Source organism: Microcoleus sp., from assembly GCF_041354475.1.
Taxonomy (GTDB): domain Bacteria; phylum Cyanobacteriota; class Cyanobacteriia; order Cyanobacteriales; family Microcoleaceae; genus Microcoleus.
The window spans coordinates 9827-30022 of record NZ_JBGJZU010000046.1 but is presented as its reverse complement, the minus strand read 5'-3'; the positions used below and the strand labels follow the sequence as shown (position 1 = coordinate 30022).

Below are 20196 nucleotides of genomic sequence, written 5' to 3'. Positions count from 1 at the left end.
GGGCTATAGCATCACCGCAGACAACTTATTAGTAATAACCAGAGATTTACAGCGGTCATGCGAAAGCCTATGCAAAATCGGGATGCTCCCCAGAGAATCTATTAAGGTTAACACTCCCCCACTTAAAGGTACGGGGATTCTTGAATCTACGACGTACCTTGATAAACTAGATGTGAGACTCTGTGAATATTGGGATAAAGCCATGTCAGAAGCTGATCTTCGAGCCAATCAGCAACAACCGCATTCTGCTGTCCAATCCGATGCCGAACCCTTAGAGCTAGATTCTTTAGCTGTGTGGGGTTTAGAGCCGATCGACCCCACTCCAAAAGATCCTGGGGCTGTAGTTGTAGACACGCCAGAAACAGACTGGGAAACAGTCGATTTTCCCAACGCCATCAGTGTAGATGCAATTCCCACAACATCTGAAGCCAAAAATTTGCCATCTCAGACAGAAGTTCCCTTGACTGATATACCTCCGATTTCCGATCATCTCAAAAATCTGCTGGCCAATAGCGAACATAAGGGCAAAGGATCGACTCCTGTCACCTTGATGCAAGCCCTGCATGAATGTAACCGCGATCTCTTAGGGCGAATCTCCCAGCTAGAAACAGCCCTCCAAGAGTCCCAAACAAAGTTGCAGGATCGCGAAGCCTTGCTCGAAAAGCAGAATGCCGAACTCCAAAACACTCAAGCACAATTGACCAGGCTGTTTGCTAAATTGGAAGTTTCTAATCAAACTTTGCAAAGTCAAGAAATTTTAGTCGAAAACTTAACTAACCAATTAGCAACTAGCCAAACTAGGCTAGCCACAGTGGAGCGAGAATCTGCTGCGACAGTGATGCGCTACAACGAACAACTTCACCAGCTAGTAACTACAGAAAATGTTTGCAAGGAATTGCGATCGCGCTTGCACCGTCAGCAGCGCCACACCCTGCAATTCAAAGCAGCTTTAGAAAAAAGTTTGGAGATGCCACACCCTAAGTCGATCGCCCCTACCGAGCCGGTGGAAAATCCACAGGATACAGCTAGCGCCCAATTGGAATCCTTACTCGCCGCCGTCAAAAGCCAAAACGTCCCGGTGCCACCCATATTTAACACTTCCCCTGTTCAACCTTGGTCCGATCCATGGGAAGCCCAGCCAGAGGTAGGGACTTCTGAAGCGCCCATCGGCCCGGAATCTACGGTAAGTCAGGAATCCAACACATTAGCCTCCGCATCCGGCATTGAGTTACACGAGAACGAAAACTTCTCGCAACCAGATGCAGCAACAGAGTCCAGCCCAAGCATTGTCGAGGCTCCAAAGTCGGTTGCTCAAACGGAAACAGAAAATGGTACTGCCAAATATAGCAGCCCGGAATTGGTGCGGGCTGCTAAAATTTTGAACTCTGTGGAAACCTTTGGCATTCAAGAAGTGCGATCGAGCGCAGCCCAACCTATAGCTGTTGCAGAACCCCACTGGTTGACTTCGATTACCAGTCCGCTGGGCCCTGCTAAAAAGCGTCGATCGCTGGCTGACATTGAATTACCCAGTTTTCGATAGTTTAACTAAAAACAGAGAATCCCTAGAGTCCCGACTCCTTGGAAAAGTTAGGACTCTCACTGGCTTCTGGCTTCTTGCTTTCTCCCTTTTCCCATACCGTAGGTGAGATCGTAGCTAGTAACCAACAGCCACAACCAAACAGCGGGATACCGTGGTTCCAGCCAAGGCTGTATCCTGCGGGCGAATTGGGGGAGCCATCCAAACAGCCAACTCGCCACAGCCAGCAAAGTGAAGTTGAAGTAGCTCCCCAGCCAACGCCAAATATCCCCGACACTGACAAAATCCAAAATCCACAGCAGCAGAGAAGGGTTTTTTCGAGCAGCTTTCAGGGCCAAACGATTGAAAGTTAACCAATCCGTCCGGTCTTTAATAAAAGTTTCGGCTACGGTGAGTTCTTCTTCGGTTAAAATACCGAAAAAGGTATTGAGAATGGAATTAATTCTTTGGGGTGGCAAACTGCGACCCGTGGGAACCATCATCCCTTTAGAAAACAGCCAAGTCACTGACACATTGCTCTGATAAGCACGAATTTGGTTTAAGTGCTTGGCACTCAATAAATTGTGTTTTAAAGCTGTATCTAATAGGTCTGTTAAGCGGAAAAGATTGCGAACCAGAGAGCCGAAACCAGTGAAAACCAGGGGAGATTGCAGGGAAGCTGCATCGCCGATCGAGATTAGTCGATCGAAGGCCACGGCGCGATCGCTACTGTTGGTACTAAAATGCCCAGGAATATAACCAAAAGTCGGTTTTTTCCACACCAATCGATCGAGATCGCAGCGACGATACTCAGGCAAAATTGTAAAAAAATCCTCGTACAATTCCAGCAAAGAACCTGGATTTTGTGGATTGACTTGGTGGTAGTGAAACAGATAAACAGTCAGTTCTCCGCCAGCACCGGGAAACAACTCCCAAATGAGCTGGCGGCCGCGGGAAATATCCCCGTGAGTGTAGAGCACATCCCCGTATTCGGAATCCCAAACGGCCTGGTCAAATCCTCCATCGATGGCTGCTCCCACCGTGGGACAAACACTGTCAAAAGCCCGCCCTTCGTTCAATTGCCAAGCTATGGGAGAAGCCGAACCCATCGCATCCACCAGTAGCCTTCCTTCGGCGGTGCGATCGGACTTTGTGGGCAAGTGGCAGCCCTGAACTACTACTTTTTCTCCTTCAACATCGGCTCTGATAAACTCAGTTTCGTCCCAGATTTCCCCGCCAGCTTCGGTCAATTTAACTCCTGCTAAATACAGCAATTTTTCGCCATCTAAAGCTACATTTAGTACCTTGGGAGTATGTAAAACTGGTGCTTGAGCAAAGGTCGGATTGTTAGCATCAAAAAACTTGTTATAGCCATCCTTATATTCTCTGGAAATCAAGGTTTCCACTTCCGCAGCAGTAAATAAACCCAAGTCAATTAAACTTTGAATTTCGTCCCGCGAAATATTCCACTCGCGATTCATCCGCCCAAAAGGCATTCGTTCCACCAACAGTACCCGGTAGCCCAATCTAGCCATGACGGCGGCGTGAATCACTCCCAAGGCCCCGCCGATATAAATTAAGTCATAAACAGAAGACTCAGAATCCTGCACTGGAATTGTCTCTTGTCCATTCTCCCCTGTTTTTACCCTGACCGAAGTAGAAGAGCCTTCTTCCTTCAAAAACACTACTTGTTTTGGCTGTTGAGGATTGCGAGTGCCTTCCCGCCAGCGCTGCTCCCACCAGTAGACGCGCTGGAGGTCGTATTCGCCTTTGGGCATTTTTTGGAAGTATTTAACGGTGAGGGGGTAATAGGGGGCAAGAGCTTCAAAAATTGACTGTTTGGAGAGGTCTATGACTGGGGGTTCTGGGTATAGATCGGGAAACTTTTTTCTCAAGCCCAAATTCAGCGATTCCAGGAATTTTTTTTCCCCAGGGGGTGCATCTTCCAAACGAAACACTTTTAAATAAGTGGTGCGTTGAACTGACCACACAAAGGTGGAAAGTTCTGTGGATTGATGATTTTGGCTGAGTGTTTTGGTGGTGGCAACGGTGGATTTTGGATTGGCAATTTGGGGGATGGAGTCTTTGGCCGCGGTGGCTGTTGAGGTCCAAAGCAGGCGAAAACCGTCAGGAGTAATCACTTTTTGTCCGATGCCGGGATCGAATTCCTGTTGCAACCAAGTGCATACGGCCGCCGTATCCGGTGTCGGGACTTCTAGATAAAGAATTTCTTGCATTTTCCGATCTCTATAAATTCATAAAGCAGGGGGAGTTGACAAGGGAGCAAAGTGCGCTATACTCCCGAATACTTATTTAGTTTTAAATAAGTTTACAGTGTTCTCAGATTTTTAGGTTTTCGATCGCTCTCGGTGTGGCCTGGGCATCGAATCAACTACTCCCTTCGGTATGCAATCTCATGAATTATCCCATTCCTACGAATCCTCAAGAAATGATTGCTTTGCGACAGCAGCCGCTGAATGAAGAATTAGTGGCAACGGCGATCGCGGGTGTGGTAAAAATAGCTCGATCGCGCTCTCAGTCTCTCGATGAGTTAAAGGCTGAGTTGTTGGCGGACGACCATCTCCTCGATTTGCCTCAAAGGCTATGGCTGAGCGATATTGTGGCTCAAGCTTGGGAAAATTTGCCTTAAACCAGATAAATCCACCTAATTCAACTTAACGCAATTCGACTTCTCGCTTCACTTGCGTTAAAACTCGATCGCCCCGCATTAAGCGATATTCACCCCGCCAAACTCCGGGAGTCAGAGGAGAATTAGGACTGTTTCTTTTGCCGACAAAACCCAACCAAGTGCGACTGGGGGCTTTGATTTCGTTGGTGGTGTTGACAATGGTTTGGCCATTGGGAGCAAATAATTGGTATTGTTCGCGATCGCCTTTTAGCACTCCATAACTATGCACCCAAAATAACAAAGCAGAGCTATTTAGAGGTAGTTTGGTTTCGGAAAATTGTCCTTGCCAAAGAGCGTTCTGGTCCGGTGGTTTGCCCGCAAAACCGGCGCGAATTAAACCTGTAGGAGTATAGTCCACAGCCCGATCCCAAATTGGATTTCTGGCAATATTGCAGCCCAATTTAGCATCGGGACCCACAAACGGATCTACAGCTTTACCTTGATAGCGAAAAGTGATGTGTACGTGGGGAAAAGACGCCATCCCAGAGTTTCCCACCATCCCCAGCACAGCGCCTTTGGCAACTTGCGCCCCTGGTTTGACGGCGACACTACCTTGGCGGAGATGGCAATATTGCGCTTCCCAACCGCCACCGTGATCGATTACCATGCCGTTGCCACATTCACTACCTGCAACGTTGGTTTTGTCTGTATCGTTCTCTAAACGTTTATCTACCACACCGTCTCGCACCCGCAAAACTTTGCCGGCGGCGGAGGCGATAACTGGGACTGATGTCTTTAATGTCAGGAAAAGTCTATGAAACTGCCGTTTAGTATCATCTCCTTTTGCCATTGCTTTGGCGTCGGGAATGCCGAAGTCCGTACCATCGTGGCCGTTGTAGGTTTGGCGTCCGCACCCAAAATCAACGGCGGCTGGGCTCGGATCGCGATCGAAATACTGCAAAATAAAGCAATCTTTGCCCAGGGTACAGTCGATGGGTTGACCAAATTGTGGGATGTTGGGCTTTTGGGCCACTGCCGTCGAGACTAGATTTTGGGCTATGCTGTTGGCTGTGACTAGGGATGTATTGACTGGGTTTTGAGAACCACAGCTAGAGATAGTTGTCAACCCCAAAGCCAGGAAAATTGCCGAAATCTGTTTGTTTGAGAGTAAAGTCATTGGTCAATGGTTGCTAAAAGCTGAGGTGGGTAGTCCCAAAAAATCAATTAATTTTTCAAAATATAGTGAATTGGGAATATAGACTGTAATATAGACGGTCGATCGGGTATTTTCGTTTCCTAGATTTGTTGTATTATTGTCTGTCTGGGATTAGTGATTTTTAATTAATTAAATGAATGCGCTCTAGAATTCGATCGCTCATTTCAATCATTCGGTTGGCCGGACTTGCTATCGCCACTTTGGCGCTGTGGGGATTTGCCACCCTCGCCAAGGAAGTTCTGGAAAAAGAAACTTATGCTTTCGATACCTCTATTTTACTCACTCTGAAGGAATTGCACACTCCACTGCGCGATCGAATAATGATCGGCTTTACATTTTTGGGGGAACCGAATTTGTTACTAGCGCTGTGTGTGAGTTTGGTGATTATTTTGTGGACTCAGAAACATCGCTCCGAAGCCACAACTATTGCGCTGGCTGGTGTGGGAGCGGTGGGTTTAAACCTAGTGTTAAAAAAAGTTTTTGCTCGCGCTCGGCCTCAACTTTGGGAGCGCGCAGTTGACGTTAGGTTTTACAGTTTTCCTAGCGGACACGCGATGGTTTCAATGGTTATTTATGGTTTGCTAGGATATTTTTTGGGTTCCCGCTTTCCGAAACAGCGCTGGTGGATTTACATTTTAACAATTTTATTAGTTGCGGTTATTGGTTTGAGTCGGCTTTATCTAGGAGTTCACTGGCCCACGGATATTATTGCGGGGTATACGGCTGGTTTGGTGTGGCTGATAGCCTGCATTATGAGTCTGGAAGTATGGAAACAATCTCGCTCATCATTTCCTGAGTCTCAAGAAGAATTTTTATCCCCCAATGCTTCTCCAGAAATGACCGATGAGCAATCACCTATAACTCATAACAAATAACTAATAACCAACCATTTGCTTTTGAGTTAAATACATCGCAATCCCTTTTTCATAGTAAGCAGCTTCGTTAATAAACACTGGATATACCGTCGATTTACCTTCGTATAAAATCTCATCGCCGTCAAAGGTCAAAAACATCGGCTCGCCTGGATGCAGCGGTTGATAATCTCTGAATTGCAGTCGAGGATGAATCATTGCCTGAATTTCTCCCAACTCATTTCTGGGATAGTCGATAGTCTGAATTTTTTGATAAAGGGCGAGGGGTTTTTTGGCGGGAGGGATTTTTCCCTGATTATATAGTTCTACATAGTCTAAAATTGTGCCAATAATCTCCTCAGTTTGCTGAAATAAACTGCCATCCAATATCCCTTGAGCCACCGGACCAACTTCCAGGGTAAATCCTAACGGGGAAATCGATCGCAACACAGAGCTATCTTGATTGTGCTTTCCCGAAACCAGTACCTTAATGTTGGGAGCAACAGATGTTAAATGAGCAGTTAACTCCAGATTAAATGGATGCTGGCTATCCAAAATAAATGTGATACCCATGTTGGCGGTGGTATTGTGCAAATCGATAATTAAATCAGGATTATCCGTATTGTTTGAGCCCAACATTTGGTAGATTTCTTTGGCTCGTAGTGCTTCGTAAGTCGAGAGATGATAATTTTCTAAATCCTGTCGTAAAAAACAACGATTGAGGTCGATATCGATGTAACGTTTGCCAATTTTGCACGCTTTGGGATTGGCTAGCATGGCAACAGTTTGGAAATTAGAGCGCGCTATTAAATTGGGCGATCGCTCAAATTTATTCACTAGGTAAATTCCTGTGAGTTCGTTGCCGTGGGTCCCTCCAATCACTGCAACACGGTTAATTTTTTTCATAAACAAGTAGCTTCCTTTCTCAACTGCCACTCTTGGGCTGCAAGTAATTTCGATTAAAATGAAGAAGGTCTTAATCTCTATATTAACTTACCTTGTAGTAGATGTCCAATATTTTGTTAATCACAGGGAGGTTATGGTGTGGGAGAACACAAAACCGTCTTTTCAATTTTACTTGATTAATGCTTCAATAACAAGCCGATTGGGTGCATCTCAATGAGTGCAAATATATTCCTAGGGGCGAAGCATGACCGCAGAAAATTTATTAGTGATAATGAGAGATTTACAGCGGTCATGCTTCACCTATGCAAAATCGGGATGCTCCCAGCCGATTTAGACCCTGTGAAGATTTTGCAGGAATCTAGGATGGTGGCATTACGCGAAAATCATCAGAAAATCCCTATAATATTTATATAGAGTTCGGTATTGTCATGCGTAAAATTATACTCTTCATTGCATCTAGTTTAGACGGTTATATTGCCAGACCCCAGGGGGAGATTGACTGGTTGTTTACAGACCAAAATTATGGTTATTCGGATTTTTTAAATAGCATCGATACAATTATCATGGGGCGAAAAACTTACGAGCAAGTTTTAACTTTTGGCGAGTATCCCTATCAGGAAAAAAAGAGTTATGTTTTAACTAAGAATATTAATTTTCAAGCAGAACATGATGTCACTGCTGTAGCAGATTTAGAGACTCTTGTCAAGGATTTGCGGCGGCTTGATGGCAAAAATATTTGGTTAGTTGGAGGCTCTCTAGTGATTCGCGATTTTCTGGAAAAAAAATTGATAAACGAGCTGATTCTTTCGGTTCATCCGATTGTTTTGGGCGAAGGCATTCCTTTGTTTGCCACTCCCACAACTGCTACAAATTTGCAGCTAACTGGATGTCAAACCTACAGTTCCGGTCTCGTACAGTTATTCTACGATGTTGTAGGATAGAGGTGATGCCCTAGCATAGAGACTAAATCGTGAAATGTGTTGCCTTTGTCCTTTTGTTAATATTATTTTTCTGGGTGGCGCTGCCAGCTAAGGCATCTGTATGCCGCAATTACGAGGGACAGCAGATTTGTATTGTGGATCTAAAACGCAGCGCCAAAAACTATTGGGAATACAGGGCTATTTTGAGTATTGATGGAGTGAAAAAGCCTAGGGAAATTTACAACTGTCGTAGTCGCAGCACTGTTAAAAAAGATGGTAAATTTGTGCCGTTTGGTAAAAACGACCCTGGTCAAATGATATGCAGTTTTTTTCACAACCAATAGACACCTATAACCCGAAAAACTGGTTTTTTTTAGATATGTCTCCTAGCTATTTGTGGCGTTCTAGTTTTTTAATAAAGCTCAGAACAAACAGCGATAGTAAAGCGCCAATTAAGGCAAGTTCCCACAAGCCACAGCCTGCCGCAGTCCCCAAAGCTGCGGACACCCAAATAGCGGCCGCAGAAGTGAGTCCGTGAACTTCTACTTCGCCTATTTCCTGTTTAGATTGTCGCAGGATTTCTCCCCCTCCCAAAAAGCCAACCCCGGCGGCAATACCTTGAATTACACGTTCTATGGCATCTCGTACATTTTCATTTTTACCAATTGCTAAGGGGATTAAAACAAACAGTGCAGAACCCATACTTACTAACATATGTGTTCTCAAACCTGCTGGTTTGTGTCGGAGTTGACGTTCCCACCCAATAATTCCACCCACTAATAAGGCTAGGCATAACCTGAATAGTATGCCTAGCCAACTTTCGGGAGATAATAAATTTGCGATCGACAATGTTTTACCACTAAAAACTGCTAGGATAACATCAATCTAAATTGCTTTTTTGGGCTGCCCAGAAGCCCACCCCACAATAAACTTAGAAAGACTTTGATTTTAGCGCAAGACGATATCCGATCGCAATCTGATGCCCAAATCTGTTTGCGGGCGAATCACAATCACATCCACACTGCGTCGCCCGAACAATACCCCCGCTAAAACACCGATCCCAGCACCACCCAATACTTCTTCAGTGGCGATGGCTTTGTCGCCGGTAATCCCAGCCAGGGCGGCGGCTGCGGCTGCGCCCAATGCTGCACCTTGGGCGAGGGAACCTCCGTTAGCACCTTTTTGAACTTTTTCGGTTCTGGTAATAATGCCAGAATTTCCATCAATCCGATAGCGTTGACGGCGGCTAACAATTAGTTCTGTAGCCACAAATTGAGTACCCTTTTGATTACCCCTTCTAGCAGGTTGCAGTTGACCGACAATTTCACTACCTGCGGGGATTAAAACTCTACCTTGAGCCGTGCGGATGTCTCGTGCTACTCTTAAAGTTAAAGGTGCGGTTTCATCGGGAGTAACAACAATTTTATCTTTTTCATAGCTCACTGGAATTATACTGCCGGCTGGAATTCTGATACTACTATCTAATTGGGAGTATCTTTGGGCTGTGGCGGGAGTAGCTACCACCAGTGGGACACTGGTTCCTAGGGTAATTCCTAGGGCGAGGATGGCTGCTGTTGTCGATCGCAATGTTTGAGAAGTAATCATATAAATTGTCTCCTTGCTTCGGTTTTGCTTTACTTGGTAATGCACAAATGCTAAAATTTTTCTGATTTTCCGTTCCTTTGATAGTTTAATGATGACAGGTGGGAATTCCTCAAGTTGGGAAGATAAGGTAGATAATCAAAAGTTTTAAAAATTCAAAAAATTGATCTACTCAGGAAATTTTAGAAGTTTGGGAAGATAAGGAAGATACACTCAACACTCCACATTCAATGCTTAAGAGTATTTAAGGCTAACAAGCCGGCACCGAAAGCTGGTTCGTGTCGGGGTGCAATTACTTGGGCGTTAGGGGCGATCGCACTTATAGCAGTTTCAAACCGACTCTGGCAATTTCCCACGCCACCCCACACACCTCCGATCAGCACAATTTCAAATTCTTCTGTTTGGTTAAACAGCCCTGAAATTGCTGTTTTTGTTGCTAAAACTAATTCCGCCACTGCACTATCCATAATGCCCTCAGCTATACGATCGCCCTCTGTGGCGGCGCGATCGACAATGGGTGCTAAAGCAGCAATTTCCTTCACTCCCCAACCGCGTCGGTAAACGACTTCTACCAAGTCTTCCAGATTTTTTAGACCTAAATGTATTTGAAAATTCTCTGCAAGTGTGGTATAAATTTGCCGTCCATCGTAGAATCTCAAAGCAGCTTGCAAACCCTGAATGGCGATGTTGTAGGCGCTACCTTCATCCCCTAAAATATATCCCCAACCCCCGACTCGTTTAGTTTTTCCCAGGCGGTTTTGTCCATAAACAATCGATCCTGTACCGGAAATAACGGCGAGGCCGACTGGATGGCCCGTACCGCCTACGAGTGCGATCGCGCTATCGCTGGAAATTATAATATTTCTCGGCCCGAAAGAGCGGGTAACGGGTAAATTAGGAGTCAACTGCAAGTTCTGTACTAAAAATTGCAGGATTTCCAGGTCTTTCGGACGTCCGACTCCTGCTAATCCCAGACAAATTGCTTCTATGTTGAGACGGCTATCGGGGTTGATATTAGCGGAAATTACAGCTTGTTCGATCGCCAATTGAATCGATTGTTTGGCTGACTCTATTCCCAGTGTTTGATAATTTGATGGCCCTGCTTCACCGCGTCCCAAAACCACCTGATTTTCATCCATCAACAGACAAATAGTCTTAGTACCACCGCCATCTATGCCAAATACGTAACTCATGCCAAAATTCTCCCTCAAGCGGGCAAAACAACACCCGAATTTGAATGCCAACTTAATATTATAACATTCTTTTTAGTGGCTCTTAAAATACATAATTCAAATTTGCTAATTGTATAATTTCTGGTGTACAGTTAATTTGGAAAAAATTGCTAAATATTCCCATAATTTCGGGCAAAAATCATGAAAGTCGGCGTATTCAGTACCAAATCCTACGATCGCACATTTCTGGAAGCAGCCAATGTCGATGACCAACACGACTTAGTTTTTTTTGAACCGCGCCTCACTATGGAAACAAGCGTTTTGGCGACAGGATTACCCGCTATCTGCGCCTTCGTCAACGACCAATTAGATGCCAAAACACTAAGTGCGATCGCCCAAACAGGTGTCCGCTTAATCGCCCTGAGATCCGCCGGCTTCAATCACGTCGATTTAGCAGCAGCCCGCGACTTAGAATTTACTCTCCTGAGAGTACCCGCCTATTCTCCCTTTTCCGTCGCCGAACACGCCGTCGCCCTGATTTTATCCCTCAACCGCAAAATCCACCGCGCCTACAACCGCGTCCGGGAAAACAATTTCGCCCTAGAAGGGCTGTTGGGCTTCGATCTTCACGGACGAACTGTCGGAATCGTTGGTACTGGGAAAATTGGCGCACTTACCGCCAAAATTCTGCACGGATTTGGATGTCGCCTCACAGGATACGATGTTTCCCAAAACCCGGATTGTCTAGGGATGGGGATGGAATATCTCTCGCTTCCAGAACTATTTGCTACTTCCGATATCGTCAGTCTCCATTGTCCCCTGCTACCAGAAACCTACCACCTGATCGACGCAGCAGCAGTCAATCAGATGAAAGAAGGGGTGATGCTGGTTAATACCAGTCGCGGTCAGTTGATTGACACCAAAGCCGTAACTCATGGACTGAAATCTGGTAAAATCGGATACCTGGGCTTAGATGTTTACGAACAAGAGACCGACTTGTTTTTTGATGATTTGTCAAATCAAGTAATTCAAGACGACATATTCCAGCGTCTGTTAACTTTCCCCAACGTCTTAATTACCGGTCATCAAGCTTTTTTCACGGAGGAAGCTTTGAGAAATATTGCGACGACAACAATCAGCAACATCACTGATTTTGAACAAGGACGCCCTTGTCCCAATCAAATCAGCCTCGATCGGGTAAAAAAATAAGATCCCCATTGCTTACAATCAGATTAACTCGTTACTTTCAGCCGTACAGGATGGACTTCTCCCACAGAAACCGAGTTGCTGTGTCAGTCCTTTTTACTTGCAATTTGTGAAACTTTGCTGTACTAATTACCGGATAATTAGACGACAGCAATTCTCAGGTTGCAATACAACTTAACAAGTGAGGAAAGTATCAAATGACACAAGATAATTTTGCCGAGGAAACAAAAACAATCACTGAAGTCACCAAAATCGACATGGTAATTGAGAAACCAGGTGCGATCGCGAAAATCGAAACCCCAGAGACCACCGCAGGACAGTTCCAAGATATTAAAGACCAAGTTTTGACTATTTTGTCAGAACTGCCAGTCTATGTATCCAATTTTTTCGCCGAATATCAAAAGCCGATCGTCACCGTGGGTTTAATTTTGACAGGTGCCGTAAGTGTCAAAGTAACCCTGGCTGTACTCAATGCTTTGAATGAGCTGCCTTTGGTAGCCCCAACTTTTGAATTGATCGGCATTGGATATGCAGGTTGGTTTGTTTACCGCTATTTGCTCAAAGCTTCCGATCGCCAAGAATTGCTAGCAGAAATAGAATCTTTAAAAGAACAAGTTATCGGCAAAGATTCTTAAAGGGAGTAGTTATTGGTTAGTGGTTAGTGGTTAGTTGTAACAACAAATAACCAATAACCAATGACAAATAACCAACAACAAATAACCAATAACTATTGTCAATTTGGATGGCAAATTTGTTGCAAAGTAGCGGTAAAACCTGGGTAGGAAATAGCCGCAGCTTCGGCTCGATGAATATTAGTAGTACCCCTGGCATTCAGGGCTGCGATCGCTAAACTCATCGCGATTCTATGGTCTGTGTAACTATCAACATCAGCGCCGGTTAAAGAAGTTCCTCCGGTAATTTCCAAACCGTCGGGTAACTCGGTAATTTGAGCACCCATGCGGTTGAGTTCCGCAGCAGTCACAGCTAGCCGATCGCTCTCTTTGACTCGCAACTCGGCCGCATCCCGAATGATGGTTGTACCAGATGCAAAAGTCGCCGCTACTGCCAAAATCGGAATTTCGTCAATCAGTCGGGGAATTAAGTCACCAGCAATGGTGCATCCCCGCAACTGGGCGGAACTCTTCACCAAAATATCGGCTACCGGTTCCCCAGCCGCCACCCGCTGATTTTGCAGTTCAATGTGAGCTCCCATCATTTCTAAAGCTTCCAAAATGCCTGTACGAGTTGGGTTGACACCGACATTTTCCACTACTAACTCGGAACCAGGGACGATCGCCCCAGCAACTAACCAAAAAGCCGCCGAACTGATATCTCCTGGTACAATTACTTTCTGCCCTTGGAGTTGGGCAGAACCTGTTACTGTAACGCTGCAAGTTTCAGGATCTACCGTTAATTTCGCTCCAAAAGCTTGCAACATCCGTTCGCTATGATCTCGTGACAAAGCCGGTTCAGTAACAGTAGTTTCTCCCTCCGCCATCAAACCGGCCAGTAGAATACAAGATTTAACTTGAGCCGAGGCGATGGGGGAATGGTAGTGAATCCCTTTTAATTGCTGTCCAAGTACCGCTAAAGGTGCTAGAGAATTATTTCGTCGCCCCCAAATTTGTGCTCCCATTTGTTGCAGCGGTTTAATGACACGGGACATGGGGCGCGATCGCAGAGAACTATCCCCCGTCACCGCAAAAAAACGCCCTGGATGAGAGGCTAAAATCCCCAACATCAACCGCATCGTCGTGCCAGAATTACCCGCATCCAAGACTTCCACAGGCTCCTCTAATGCGCCAATTCCCACACCCTCGACTGTGACCAACTCCGTGTTTAGTTCCGAAACTTTCGCTCCCAGGAGTGAGAAACATTTAGCTGTGCTCCGGGGGTCTTCTCCCAGCAGCAGGCCCTCAATAGTTGTTTCACCGTGGGCGATCGCACCCAACATCAAAGCTCGGTGAGAAATTGATTTATCGCCAGGAATCCGAATCCGACCTTGTAGCGACCAGCCAGAGGCGGGTTTTTGAATGCTTAAAGTTTGACTTTCACCGGTTTGGGTAGTGGTTATAATGGCAGCTTGCATTGAGATAAACTGTGATGAGATGGCGTTAGTTATCCTAGCGTTTTCCTAGTCAATAGTCAGTAATGTACACAAAAAAACCAAATATTACGAAAAGTTTACAATTTCTATCCGTGTATTTACGTAAACTTACAAACTGTTAACTTTTGAACGACGATCGACAACAATTGGAGATTTGCGATCGGCCATGTTACATTTTTGATGTATGAGACAAAATCTTCTGGCTTCTATCCTTTGATCTTCCATCACAAATTCTAGATTTTTTATTATTATGCTGACGCATCACCGCAAGCCTGTAAGTCTATCACTGATCTCCACAGATTTACCCCTATGGTCAGTCGTTGAAACTGCTGGTACACTGTATCAAAAAGACACCGATCGCTTTCACTTGTTGTTGCACGAACCAGCCATAGTCGATCGCACATTTGCCGATGGCTCGAACGAACCAGTCTCTATCTTACCAACTACTACAAAACCCCGGTTGCTGTGGCTAGAAGTTTCCCCCTATCGAGTAGTGATGACTATGCAAGGAAACGGCAAATACAGTTACCGTCACTGCTGGGAGCGAGGGATGTACGGCCTGAGTCGTTATTGGCTTCAGGGAGAATCCCTAGTAACTCCTGAACAGTTACGGCTTCGCAACTTCACCCGCCAATTAATTCTCACAGGAAAGCCGGAACCGGAACACCTGAGATTAGAATACGAACTCTGGTCGGAAAAAGTGCAACTAGGTCGATATATTTTGAATTTAGAAATCCATCATTGAGTTTTGCTCTTACAGTAATTAATCAGTTTCTGAGTCACAGCATCTTGAGCGGCTGCGGCATCATTCGCCTGCTGTCCAGCTTTGATAATATCTGCTTGAGCTTTTCGGATTTGCTCTCGACCTTCTATACTTGTAGAAGCACGATTTCCTGCCTCAAGAGCTTTGCCTATGTCTCCAATTGCTTGACCCATTTGCCGGAACGATTTAACTGACTGACTCTGAAATTCTTTGAGGTTGGTGTCTGTCAGTGACACAGACTCTAATTCTTTCGATGTCTGGTTTAAGTCTTTAGCTAAGTTCTTGGTAGTCCCTGTATCGTTGCTGTCTTTTTTAGTTTCAATCAGTGCGTTGCCTTTAGTGACAATTTCTGTCAATTTAGTACATTCGACAACTCGGTTGTCTTTTTGGCAACTAACAGTTAACAAACAGCAAGCAGCAACGAGCGGAATGATGGCAATTTGTTTTGGTAAAAAGTACATTAATCCTCACTACGTCCCTATTTAGGAACTATGGTAAAAAACAGCAATAACCTACAGAAAGGTAACATTTGGGGATATCTTACCCTACTTTTGCCTATTTCCTTAACGGCGGTTGCCAGTTTTGAGTCGGGAGGGATGTTTTGGACGATCGCCACCGCCGCGGGTATGGGCTGGGCTTACAAGCTCTACCAGCAGCAACAAAAACATAAACTCGCTCATTTAGACTCAGTTTTCTACCGATTAATCAAGGAAAATCAAGGGCGAGTCACTGCTTTGGATTTGGCGATGAATGCCAAACTCCCTGGAGCCAAAGTTCAAGAGTATCTAGACGAGCGCGCCTCTGAGTTTGGAGCAGATTTTGAAGTGACTGAGCAAGGCGGAATCTTGTATTATTTCCAAATAGCTCCTACTGGGAATCTAGCCGAAACAATTCCTGGGGAAATCGGAGAAATTCCTGTCAAAGCAGCAGAAACAAATCCGCAAAAAGTCTCAATTAAAAGTCCTGATTTATTCCCAATTTCCCCCAAAAAAGCCACTACCAATCCCAAAATATCTTTTACCCAGACGGAACTATCCCGCAGATTCAAAGTTCACGCTAGCACCATCGGTAAGTGGAAACTTAAGCCAGAGTTTCCCCAGTGGAGCAGCGAAAAAGACCCAGAGGCGATCGCCTGGGAATATTCTATCAAAAATAAGCGCTTTTCTCCCAAAGATTAAGACCAGAAGGTATCATATTATTTGTACTTCTCTTTTTTCCTAGCTCCTATGTCACAACCAACCTTGCGAGTAGTCGCACGCCTCGTCGCCTTTCCCGAAAAAGTAGCCGAACTTAAATCCCTGTTACTGAGCATTATGGAGCCAACTCGCCAAGAACCGGGCTGCATCAAATACGAACTGCTGCAAAATCAGGCAGACCCCACCGATTTTACCTTTGTTGAAGAGTGGGAAAGCTCCGATTTACTGGAACTACATCTGGCTTCAAATCACATTCAAGAGGCTGTCATGAAATTAGAAGGTTTAGCAGTTGCACCGCCAGATATCCGTCGCTATGAATTGCTAGCTTGAGCGACTGTTGAAATCTAATTTATTCCTGTTAGTAACCCATTTTTTTCCTCCTACTTCCCCTGGAGCCGGGGAAGAGTATAGTTGAATTTACCTGGTCTTAAAAAGATGACAACACCAACCATAAAACAATTATTTACTTACCCCATTAAAGGTCTGACACCGCAACCAATGTCAGAGTTTGACTTAACATCAGGACACGGCATTAAGGGCGATCGAGCTTTTGCCTTAATCTTTGCAGATTATATTGAAACTGAAAAAAACCTCACCGAAAATTTGCCGTGGATGAGTAAAAAACATTTTGCTGTCCAAAACGATTGGCCGGCTTTAGCAGCCCTATCCTGTGAGTATGAACCCGAAACAGCAGTTTTAACAGTTAAGCATCAAGGAGTTGAAGTATTAACAGCAGCTACAAATACAGCAACGGGGCGCGATCGCATTAGCAGCTTTTTTACCGAATATCTAGCCACCATTGAACCCACAAAGGAAGCCAGACACCCGCAACGCTCACCTTTGTATTTAGCAGGAAATAGCAGTGGCGAAACTCGCTATCCTGACAGAGAACCCGTACATATTTCTTTACTCAGTCAAGCAACACTAGACCAATTAACAGCAAGGGCAGGTAGCCACATTGATGTAGGCCGATTTCGCCCGAATATTGTCTTAGAAGGTATGGCACCTTGGTCAGAATTTGAGTTAATCGGTCAACAGTTTCAACTAGGTAACGCACTAATTGAAGTTACAGCACGAATCGGTCGCTGTGTCAATATAGAAGTGAATCCAGAAACGGGCGATCGGGATATAGCGTTACTCAGTTTACTGCAACAAGAATTCGGTCACGCACAAACTGGTGTGTTAGCCAAAGTGATTAACAGCGGTCATGTTAAACTCGCCGATATTTTGACTGCTGTTTAGTGAATGTGGTGCTATGAAATTACCTTCAGAATTGTTGAGTTTGAATTCTTGCTGGAGGGTGTGCATGAGTATTGATTCAACATTCTAAACGACTCGATTGACGATCGTCCAAACATCGCCGTCCGATCGCACATAAGGAACAGAAATACTTTTAAAACCTGTAATAAAAGGCTTGTAATATACCTGCCAATAAGTAGGGCTGATTTGGTCGGCGATCGCCTTAAGCCCTTTCACCTCCTGCGCCAATTCCGCAGCCAATTCATTAATGCGTTCAGCATGAGTGCGAGCGAGATTTCTACCCTCTGCCACTTGCTGTTCCATCGGACTTAATTTTCGCACCTGAACCGAGTGGTTTTCCATGTGACTCAATTGAGAAGACAAAGCGGCGATCGCATCATCTATCCCCTTGATTTCTGCCGACACTTGTGCTGTTTCCCTCGCGTGACGGCGGTAAGCATCGGCGATAGCTTGAGGGGAATCACCTACTGGGGCGATCGCGGCAATACTAATCTGCTGGCGCTCCCGTCGTAGCGTTTCAATTTGAGAGCAAATTGCCTCTATGTCTGCCTGAAGTTTATCCACCTAACTACCATATTTTTTGAGTATTTTAGCATTTTAACCTAAGCCAGAGCAAGACTGGATATCAGGTACCAGATTGATTGAAGCAGTCCGATACCTAGATATTTTCTGGTTTTACGTTGGCGCTCAAAAAGACGAGGGAGGGTGGAGGTAAAAACTAAAAATTACCCAACAGCAACAATACTTCTGTGCAAAATACGTTCGATCGCATCCTCCACCACCTTATCCGGTGTCGAAGCACCAGAAGTCACACCCACCACAATCTTACCCTCCGGCAACCAGCCTTCAGCGATCGCTAAATCAGCCCCCAAAGGCTTGTGTTCGATCCGATTGCCTGGTAGAATGCGTTCTGCAGAATCAATGTGATAAGACGGAATAGTGCGATCGACCGCAATTTCCTGCAAGTGAGTCGTATTAGAAGAATTAAAACCCCCAATGACCACCATCAAATCCAACTTTTCCTCAACCAAACTCAACATAGCATCTTGGCGTTCTTGAGTAGCATCACAAATAGTATTAAAACTCAAAAAATGGTCGTTCAACTTATCCGGCCCAAACTTACGCATCATAGTCTTTTCAAACAACTTACCAATCTGCTCCGTCTCTGTTTTGAGCATAGTAGTTTGGTTAGCAATACCAACCCGTTCTAAATCCACATCCGGGTCAAAACCAGCCGAATAAGCCTTGCTAAACTTCGCCAAAAACTCATGGCGATCGCCACCATTAATGATATAATCGCTGACATATTCAGCTTGCTCCAAATTCAGCACAATCAAATATTTATCAGCAAAAGAACTCGTAGCCACAGTTTCTTCATGCTTGTACTGACCGTGAATAATCGAAGTATAATCCTTCTTTTTGTGCTTTTCAACAGTATTCCAAACCTTAGAAACCCAAGGACAAGTTGTATCAACAATCTTGCAGCCCTTATCATTGAGCAACTGCATTTCTTGAACGCTAGCCCCAAAAGCCGGTAAAATTACCACATCACCACTATCCACCACCGAAAAATCCTTTTCACCTGAATTAACAGCAATAAAACCAACTGCCATATCCCGCAAATGTTGATTCACAGAAGGATTATGAATAATCTCATTAGTAATCCAAATCCGTTCTGTAGGGAAATGTTGACGAGTTTCGTAAGCAATAGCTACAGCGCGTTCCACACCCCAGCAAAAACCAAAAGCCTCAGCCAACCGAATAGTGACATCGCCGCGTTCCAGCCTGTAATTATTGTCCCGAATTTCCTGAATCAGACTGCTTTGATAAGCCGTTTGCATCACCTGCGTAACCTCAGCTTCATGACCAAAACCCTTACGGTGGTAATTTTCCGACTGTTGTAGCGATCGCTTAAAAGCTTTAGTATCCATGGTGTGTCTATTTCAAATTAAGGTTAATTACCTTTAATTTTAGAACGGGTGGGGTGCGATCGGGACGATCGGCCAATCAAAGCGAAGAAGCGATATGATATTTGTGCGATCGACACATTGAGAGGAAAGAACGAATGAACCACGAAGACGCGAAGGACGCGAAGGAAGAAGAAAGAAGAATTAGACAACTGGGCGAACAGGTAGAACAGTTAGCCTATAGAGCGATTGGAGCGGCGATTGAGGTGCATCGGCTGACGGGGCCAGGATTTTTAGAGTCAGTGTACCAGGAATCCTTAGAAATTGAATTTCGGATACGGGGGATACCTTGTCAACCTAAAAAGCCAGTAGCAATAACCTACAAAGGTTATCCAGTAGGCAAAGGTCAATTAGACTTTCTGGTTGGGGATATCCTAATTGTCGAATTAAAAGCTGTCGAAAAGCTAACTCCCATCCATGAAGCCCAAGTTATCTCCTATCTTAAAATGACCAAAAACAGCCTAGGCCTTCTGATCAACTTCAACGTTCCGATCCTCAAAGAAGGCATCAAACGAATAATTCTCACATCTTAACCCTTCCTCCTCTTCCTTCTTCGCGCTCTTCGCGTCTTCGTGGTTCGTTAAAAAAAACTTAAAAAAAAGCGCCAAAAGAGGGAAGAACGACTGAACCGCGAAGACGCGAAGGACACGAAGGAAGAAGAAAGAGACACTTGGGCGAACAAGTAGAACAGCAACGCATCATTCTCTCCTTTCAACCTTCTTCCTCCTCTTCCTTCTTCGCGCTCTTCGCGTCTTCGCGGTTCGTTAAAAAAAACTTAAAAAAAAGCGCCAAAAGAGGGAAGAACGACTGAACCGCGAAGACGCGAAGGACACGAAGGAAGAAGAAAGAGACACTTGGGCGAACAAGTAGAACAGCAACGCATCA

At 45.0% G+C, this 20196-nt stretch carries 22 protein-coding genes; 12 read left to right on the top strand and 10 right to left on the bottom strand.

The window, feature by feature from the left end; translation table 11 throughout:
• The first annotated feature begins 202 nt into the window (after nucleotides 1–202).
• Entirely contained in the window at nucleotides 203–1540 is a 1338-nt protein-coding gene (locus ACBR23_RS17485) for a hypothetical protein (RefSeq protein WP_341736470.1), read from the top strand.
• A gap of 56 nt (nucleotides 1541–1596) precedes the next feature.
• On the opposite strand, the gene ACBR23_RS17480 is transcribed toward ACBR23_RS17485, so the two are convergent.
• The gene (locus tag ACBR23_RS17480) at nucleotides 1597–3753 is read right to left on the bottom strand and encodes a flavin-dependent dehydrogenase (RefSeq protein WP_371120056.1); all 2157 of its coding nucleotides are present in this window, start codon (nucleotides 3751–3753) and stop codon (nucleotides 1597–1599) included.
• A gap of 179 nt (nucleotides 3754–3932) precedes the next feature.
• Here ACBR23_RS17480 and ACBR23_RS17475 point away from each other — a divergent pair, with 179 nt between their 5' ends.
• The gene (locus ACBR23_RS17475) at nucleotides 3933–4166 is read left to right on the top strand and encodes a hypothetical protein (RefSeq protein ID WP_341736472.1); all 234 of its coding nucleotides are present in this window, start codon (nucleotides 3933–3935) and stop codon (nucleotides 4164–4166) included.
• A gap of 25 nt (nucleotides 4167–4191) precedes the next feature.
• On the opposite strand, the gene ACBR23_RS17470 is transcribed toward ACBR23_RS17475, so the two are convergent.
• Complete coding sequence (locus ACBR23_RS17470; RefSeq protein ID WP_371120055.1) at nucleotides 4192–5322, bottom strand: M23 family metallopeptidase; 1131 nt, start codon at nucleotides 5320–5322, stop codon at nucleotides 4192–4194.
• A 176-nt stretch (nucleotides 5323–5498) separates the two neighbouring features.
• On the opposite strand from ACBR23_RS17470, the gene ACBR23_RS17465 reads away from it, so the two are divergent.
• Entirely contained in the window at nucleotides 5499–6236 is a 738-nt protein-coding gene (locus ACBR23_RS17465; RefSeq protein WP_371114397.1) for a phosphatase PAP2 family protein, read from the top strand.
• Here the strand turns inward: ACBR23_RS17465 and ACBR23_RS17460 are convergent, their stop codons facing one another.
• Nucleotides 6237–7118, bottom strand: a complete 882-nt coding sequence (locus ACBR23_RS17460) for an aspartoacylase (RefSeq protein ID WP_371120054.1) — start codon at nucleotides 7116–7118, stop codon at nucleotides 6237–6239.
• A gap of 428 nt (nucleotides 7119–7546) precedes the next feature.
• Here ACBR23_RS17460 and ACBR23_RS17455 point away from each other — a divergent pair, with 428 nt between their 5' ends.
• The gene (locus ACBR23_RS17455; protein WP_371120053.1) at nucleotides 7547–8059 is read left to right on the top strand and encodes a dihydrofolate reductase family protein; all 513 of its coding nucleotides are present in this window, start codon (nucleotides 7547–7549) and stop codon (nucleotides 8057–8059) included.
• Between the two features lie 134 nt (nucleotides 8060–8193).
• Nucleotides 8194–8382 carry a hypothetical protein gene (locus ACBR23_RS17450; RefSeq protein ID WP_371120971.1) on the top strand — a complete coding sequence of 63 codons (189 nt, stop codon included), beginning with the start codon at nucleotides 8194–8196 and terminating at the stop codon, nucleotides 8380–8382.
• A 46-nt stretch (nucleotides 8383–8428) separates the two neighbouring features.
• On the opposite strand, the gene ACBR23_RS17445 is transcribed toward ACBR23_RS17450, so the two are convergent.
• The 3 genes from ACBR23_RS17445 to ACBR23_RS17435 form a co-directional block, all read right to left on the bottom strand.
• Nucleotides 8429–8887, bottom strand: coding sequence for an MgtC/SapB family protein (locus ACBR23_RS17445; RefSeq protein ID WP_371120051.1), 459 nt, complete (start codon nucleotides 8885–8887; stop codon nucleotides 8429–8431).
• Between the two features lie 99 nt (nucleotides 8888–8986).
• Entirely contained in the window at nucleotides 8987–9643 is a 657-nt protein-coding gene (locus tag ACBR23_RS17440) for a hypothetical protein (RefSeq protein ID WP_371120050.1), read from the bottom strand.
• A gap of 224 nt (nucleotides 9644–9867) precedes the next feature.
• Nucleotides 9868–10833, bottom strand: coding sequence for an N-acetylglucosamine kinase (locus ACBR23_RS17435; protein ID WP_371120049.1), 966 nt, complete (start codon nucleotides 10831–10833; stop codon nucleotides 9868–9870).
• 180 nt (nucleotides 10834–11013) lie between these two features.
• On the opposite strand from ACBR23_RS17435, the gene ACBR23_RS17430 reads away from it, so the two are divergent.
• Both ACBR23_RS17430 and ACBR23_RS17425 read left to right on the top strand, forming a co-directional pair.
• Nucleotides 11014–12021, top strand: a complete 1008-nt coding sequence (locus ACBR23_RS17430) for a 2-hydroxyacid dehydrogenase (RefSeq protein ID WP_371120048.1) — start codon at nucleotides 11014–11016, stop codon at nucleotides 12019–12021.
• A gap of 194 nt (nucleotides 12022–12215) precedes the next feature.
• On the top strand, nucleotides 12216–12653 hold the full coding sequence (locus tag ACBR23_RS17425) for a CAAD domain-containing protein (RefSeq protein ID WP_371120047.1): 438 nt from the start codon (nucleotides 12216–12218) through the stop codon (nucleotides 12651–12653).
• A 98-nt stretch (nucleotides 12654–12751) separates the two neighbouring features.
• Here the strand turns inward: ACBR23_RS17425 and aroA are convergent, their stop codons facing one another.
• Nucleotides 12752–14107, bottom strand: coding sequence for a 3-phosphoshikimate 1-carboxyvinyltransferase (gene aroA, locus ACBR23_RS17420; RefSeq protein WP_371120046.1), 1356 nt, complete (start codon nucleotides 14105–14107; stop codon nucleotides 12752–12754).
• 268 nt (nucleotides 14108–14375) lie between these two features.
• On the opposite strand from aroA, the gene ACBR23_RS17415 reads away from it, so the two are divergent.
• Nucleotides 14376–14870 (top strand): hypothetical protein, encoded by a 495-nt coding sequence (locus ACBR23_RS17415; protein WP_341736482.1) that lies wholly within the window; start codon nucleotides 14376–14378, stop codon nucleotides 14868–14870.
• On the opposite strand, the gene ACBR23_RS17410 is transcribed toward ACBR23_RS17415, so the two are convergent.
• Nucleotides 14864–15349, bottom strand: coding sequence for a hypothetical protein (locus ACBR23_RS17410; protein WP_371120045.1), 486 nt, complete (start codon nucleotides 15347–15349; stop codon nucleotides 14864–14866). The two genes, ACBR23_RS17415 and ACBR23_RS17410, sit on opposite strands and share 7 nt — an antisense overlap.
• 30 nt (nucleotides 15350–15379) lie before the next feature.
• Between ACBR23_RS17410 and ACBR23_RS17405 the strand changes: the two genes are divergently transcribed.
• The 3 genes from ACBR23_RS17405 (at nucleotide 15380) to ACBR23_RS17395 (ending at nucleotide 17326) form a co-directional block, all read left to right on the top strand.
• Nucleotides 15380–16066 (top strand): hypothetical protein, encoded by a 687-nt coding sequence (locus ACBR23_RS17405; RefSeq protein WP_371120044.1) that lies wholly within the window; start codon nucleotides 15380–15382, stop codon nucleotides 16064–16066.
• Nucleotides 16067–16114: 48 nt separating this feature from the next.
• The gene (locus ACBR23_RS17400) at nucleotides 16115–16414 is read left to right on the top strand and encodes a putative quinol monooxygenase (RefSeq protein WP_341736485.1); all 300 of its coding nucleotides are present in this window, start codon (nucleotides 16115–16117) and stop codon (nucleotides 16412–16414) included.
• Nucleotides 16415–16519: 105 nt separating this feature from the next.
• The gene (locus tag ACBR23_RS17395; protein ID WP_371114389.1) at nucleotides 16520–17326 is read left to right on the top strand and encodes an MOSC domain-containing protein; all 807 of its coding nucleotides are present in this window, start codon (nucleotides 16520–16522) and stop codon (nucleotides 17324–17326) included.
• Between the two features lie 84 nt (nucleotides 17327–17410).
• Here the strand turns inward: ACBR23_RS17395 and ACBR23_RS17390 are convergent, their stop codons facing one another.
• The gene (locus ACBR23_RS17390; RefSeq protein WP_371114388.1) at nucleotides 17411–17908 is read right to left on the bottom strand and encodes a hypothetical protein; all 498 of its coding nucleotides are present in this window, start codon (nucleotides 17906–17908) and stop codon (nucleotides 17411–17413) included.
• 161 nt (nucleotides 17909–18069) lie between these two features.
• Nucleotides 18070–19275, bottom strand: a complete 1206-nt coding sequence (locus ACBR23_RS17385; protein WP_371120043.1) for a 4-hydroxy-3-methylbut-2-enyl diphosphate reductase — start codon at nucleotides 19273–19275, stop codon at nucleotides 18070–18072.
• Nucleotides 19276–19409: 134 nt separating this feature from the next.
• On the opposite strand from ACBR23_RS17385, the gene ACBR23_RS17380 reads away from it, so the two are divergent.
• A complete protein-coding gene (locus tag ACBR23_RS17380; protein ID WP_371114386.1) occupies nucleotides 19410–19844 on the top strand; it encodes a GxxExxY protein in 435 nt (144 codons plus the stop codon).
• The last annotated feature ends 352 nt before the right edge of the window (nucleotides 19845–20196 follow it).

What these genes read in the sequence shown, in the direction of transcription:
- ACBR23_RS17485 (WP_341736470.1), top strand. Translation starts at nt 203, where the DNA reads ATGTCAGAAGCTGATCTTCGAGCCAATCAGCAACAACCGCATTCTGCT.
- ACBR23_RS17480 (WP_371120056.1), bottom strand. Translation starts at nt 3,753, where the DNA reads ATGCAAGAAATTCTTTATCTAGAAGTCCCGACACCGGATACGGCGGCC.
- ACBR23_RS17475 (WP_341736472.1), top strand. Translation starts at nt 3,933, where the DNA reads ATGAATTATCCCATTCCTACGAATCCTCAAGAAATGATTGCTTTGCGA.
- ACBR23_RS17470 (WP_371120055.1), bottom strand. Translation starts at nt 5,322, where the DNA reads ATGACTTTACTCTCAAACAAACAGATTTCGGCAATTTTCCTGGCTTTG.
- ACBR23_RS17465 (WP_371114397.1), top strand. Translation starts at nt 5,499, where the DNA reads ATGCGCTCTAGAATTCGATCGCTCATTTCAATCATTCGGTTGGCCGGA.
- ACBR23_RS17460 (WP_371120054.1), bottom strand. Translation starts at nt 7,118, where the DNA reads ATGAAAAAAATTAACCGTGTTGCAGTGATTGGAGGGACCCACGGCAAC.
- ACBR23_RS17455 (WP_371120053.1), top strand. Translation starts at nt 7,547, where the DNA reads ATGCGTAAAATTATACTCTTCATTGCATCTAGTTTAGACGGTTATATT.
- ACBR23_RS17440 (WP_371120050.1), bottom strand. Translation starts at nt 9,643, where the DNA reads ATGATTACTTCTCAAACATTGCGATCGACAACAGCAGCCATCCTCGCC.
- ACBR23_RS17435 (WP_371120049.1), bottom strand. Translation starts at nt 10,833, where the DNA reads ATGAGTTACGTATTTGGCATAGATGGCGGTGGTACTAAGACTATTTGT.
- ACBR23_RS17430 (WP_371120048.1), top strand. Translation starts at nt 11,014, where the DNA reads ATGAAAGTCGGCGTATTCAGTACCAAATCCTACGATCGCACATTTCTG.
- ACBR23_RS17425 (WP_371120047.1), top strand. Translation starts at nt 12,216, where the DNA reads ATGACACAAGATAATTTTGCCGAGGAAACAAAAACAATCACTGAAGTC.
- aroA (WP_371120046.1), bottom strand. Translation starts at nt 14,107, where the DNA reads ATGCAAGCTGCCATTATAACCACTACCCAAACCGGTGAAAGTCAAACT.
- ACBR23_RS17415 (WP_341736482.1), top strand. Translation starts at nt 14,376, where the DNA reads ATGCTGACGCATCACCGCAAGCCTGTAAGTCTATCACTGATCTCCACA.
- ACBR23_RS17410 (WP_371120045.1), bottom strand. Translation starts at nt 15,349, where the DNA reads ATGTACTTTTTACCAAAACAAATTGCCATCATTCCGCTCGTTGCTGCT.
- ACBR23_RS17405 (WP_371120044.1), top strand. Translation starts at nt 15,380, where the DNA reads ATGGTAAAAAACAGCAATAACCTACAGAAAGGTAACATTTGGGGATAT.
- ACBR23_RS17400 (WP_341736485.1), top strand. Translation starts at nt 16,115, where the DNA reads ATGTCACAACCAACCTTGCGAGTAGTCGCACGCCTCGTCGCCTTTCCC.
- ACBR23_RS17395 (WP_371114389.1), top strand. Translation starts at nt 16,520, where the DNA reads ATGACAACACCAACCATAAAACAATTATTTACTTACCCCATTAAAGGT.
- ACBR23_RS17385 (WP_371120043.1), bottom strand. Translation starts at nt 19,275, where the DNA reads ATGGATACTAAAGCTTTTAAGCGATCGCTACAACAGTCGGAAAATTAC.
- ACBR23_RS17380 (WP_371114386.1), top strand. Translation starts at nt 19,410, where the DNA reads ATGAACCACGAAGACGCGAAGGACGCGAAGGAAGAAGAAAGAAGAATT.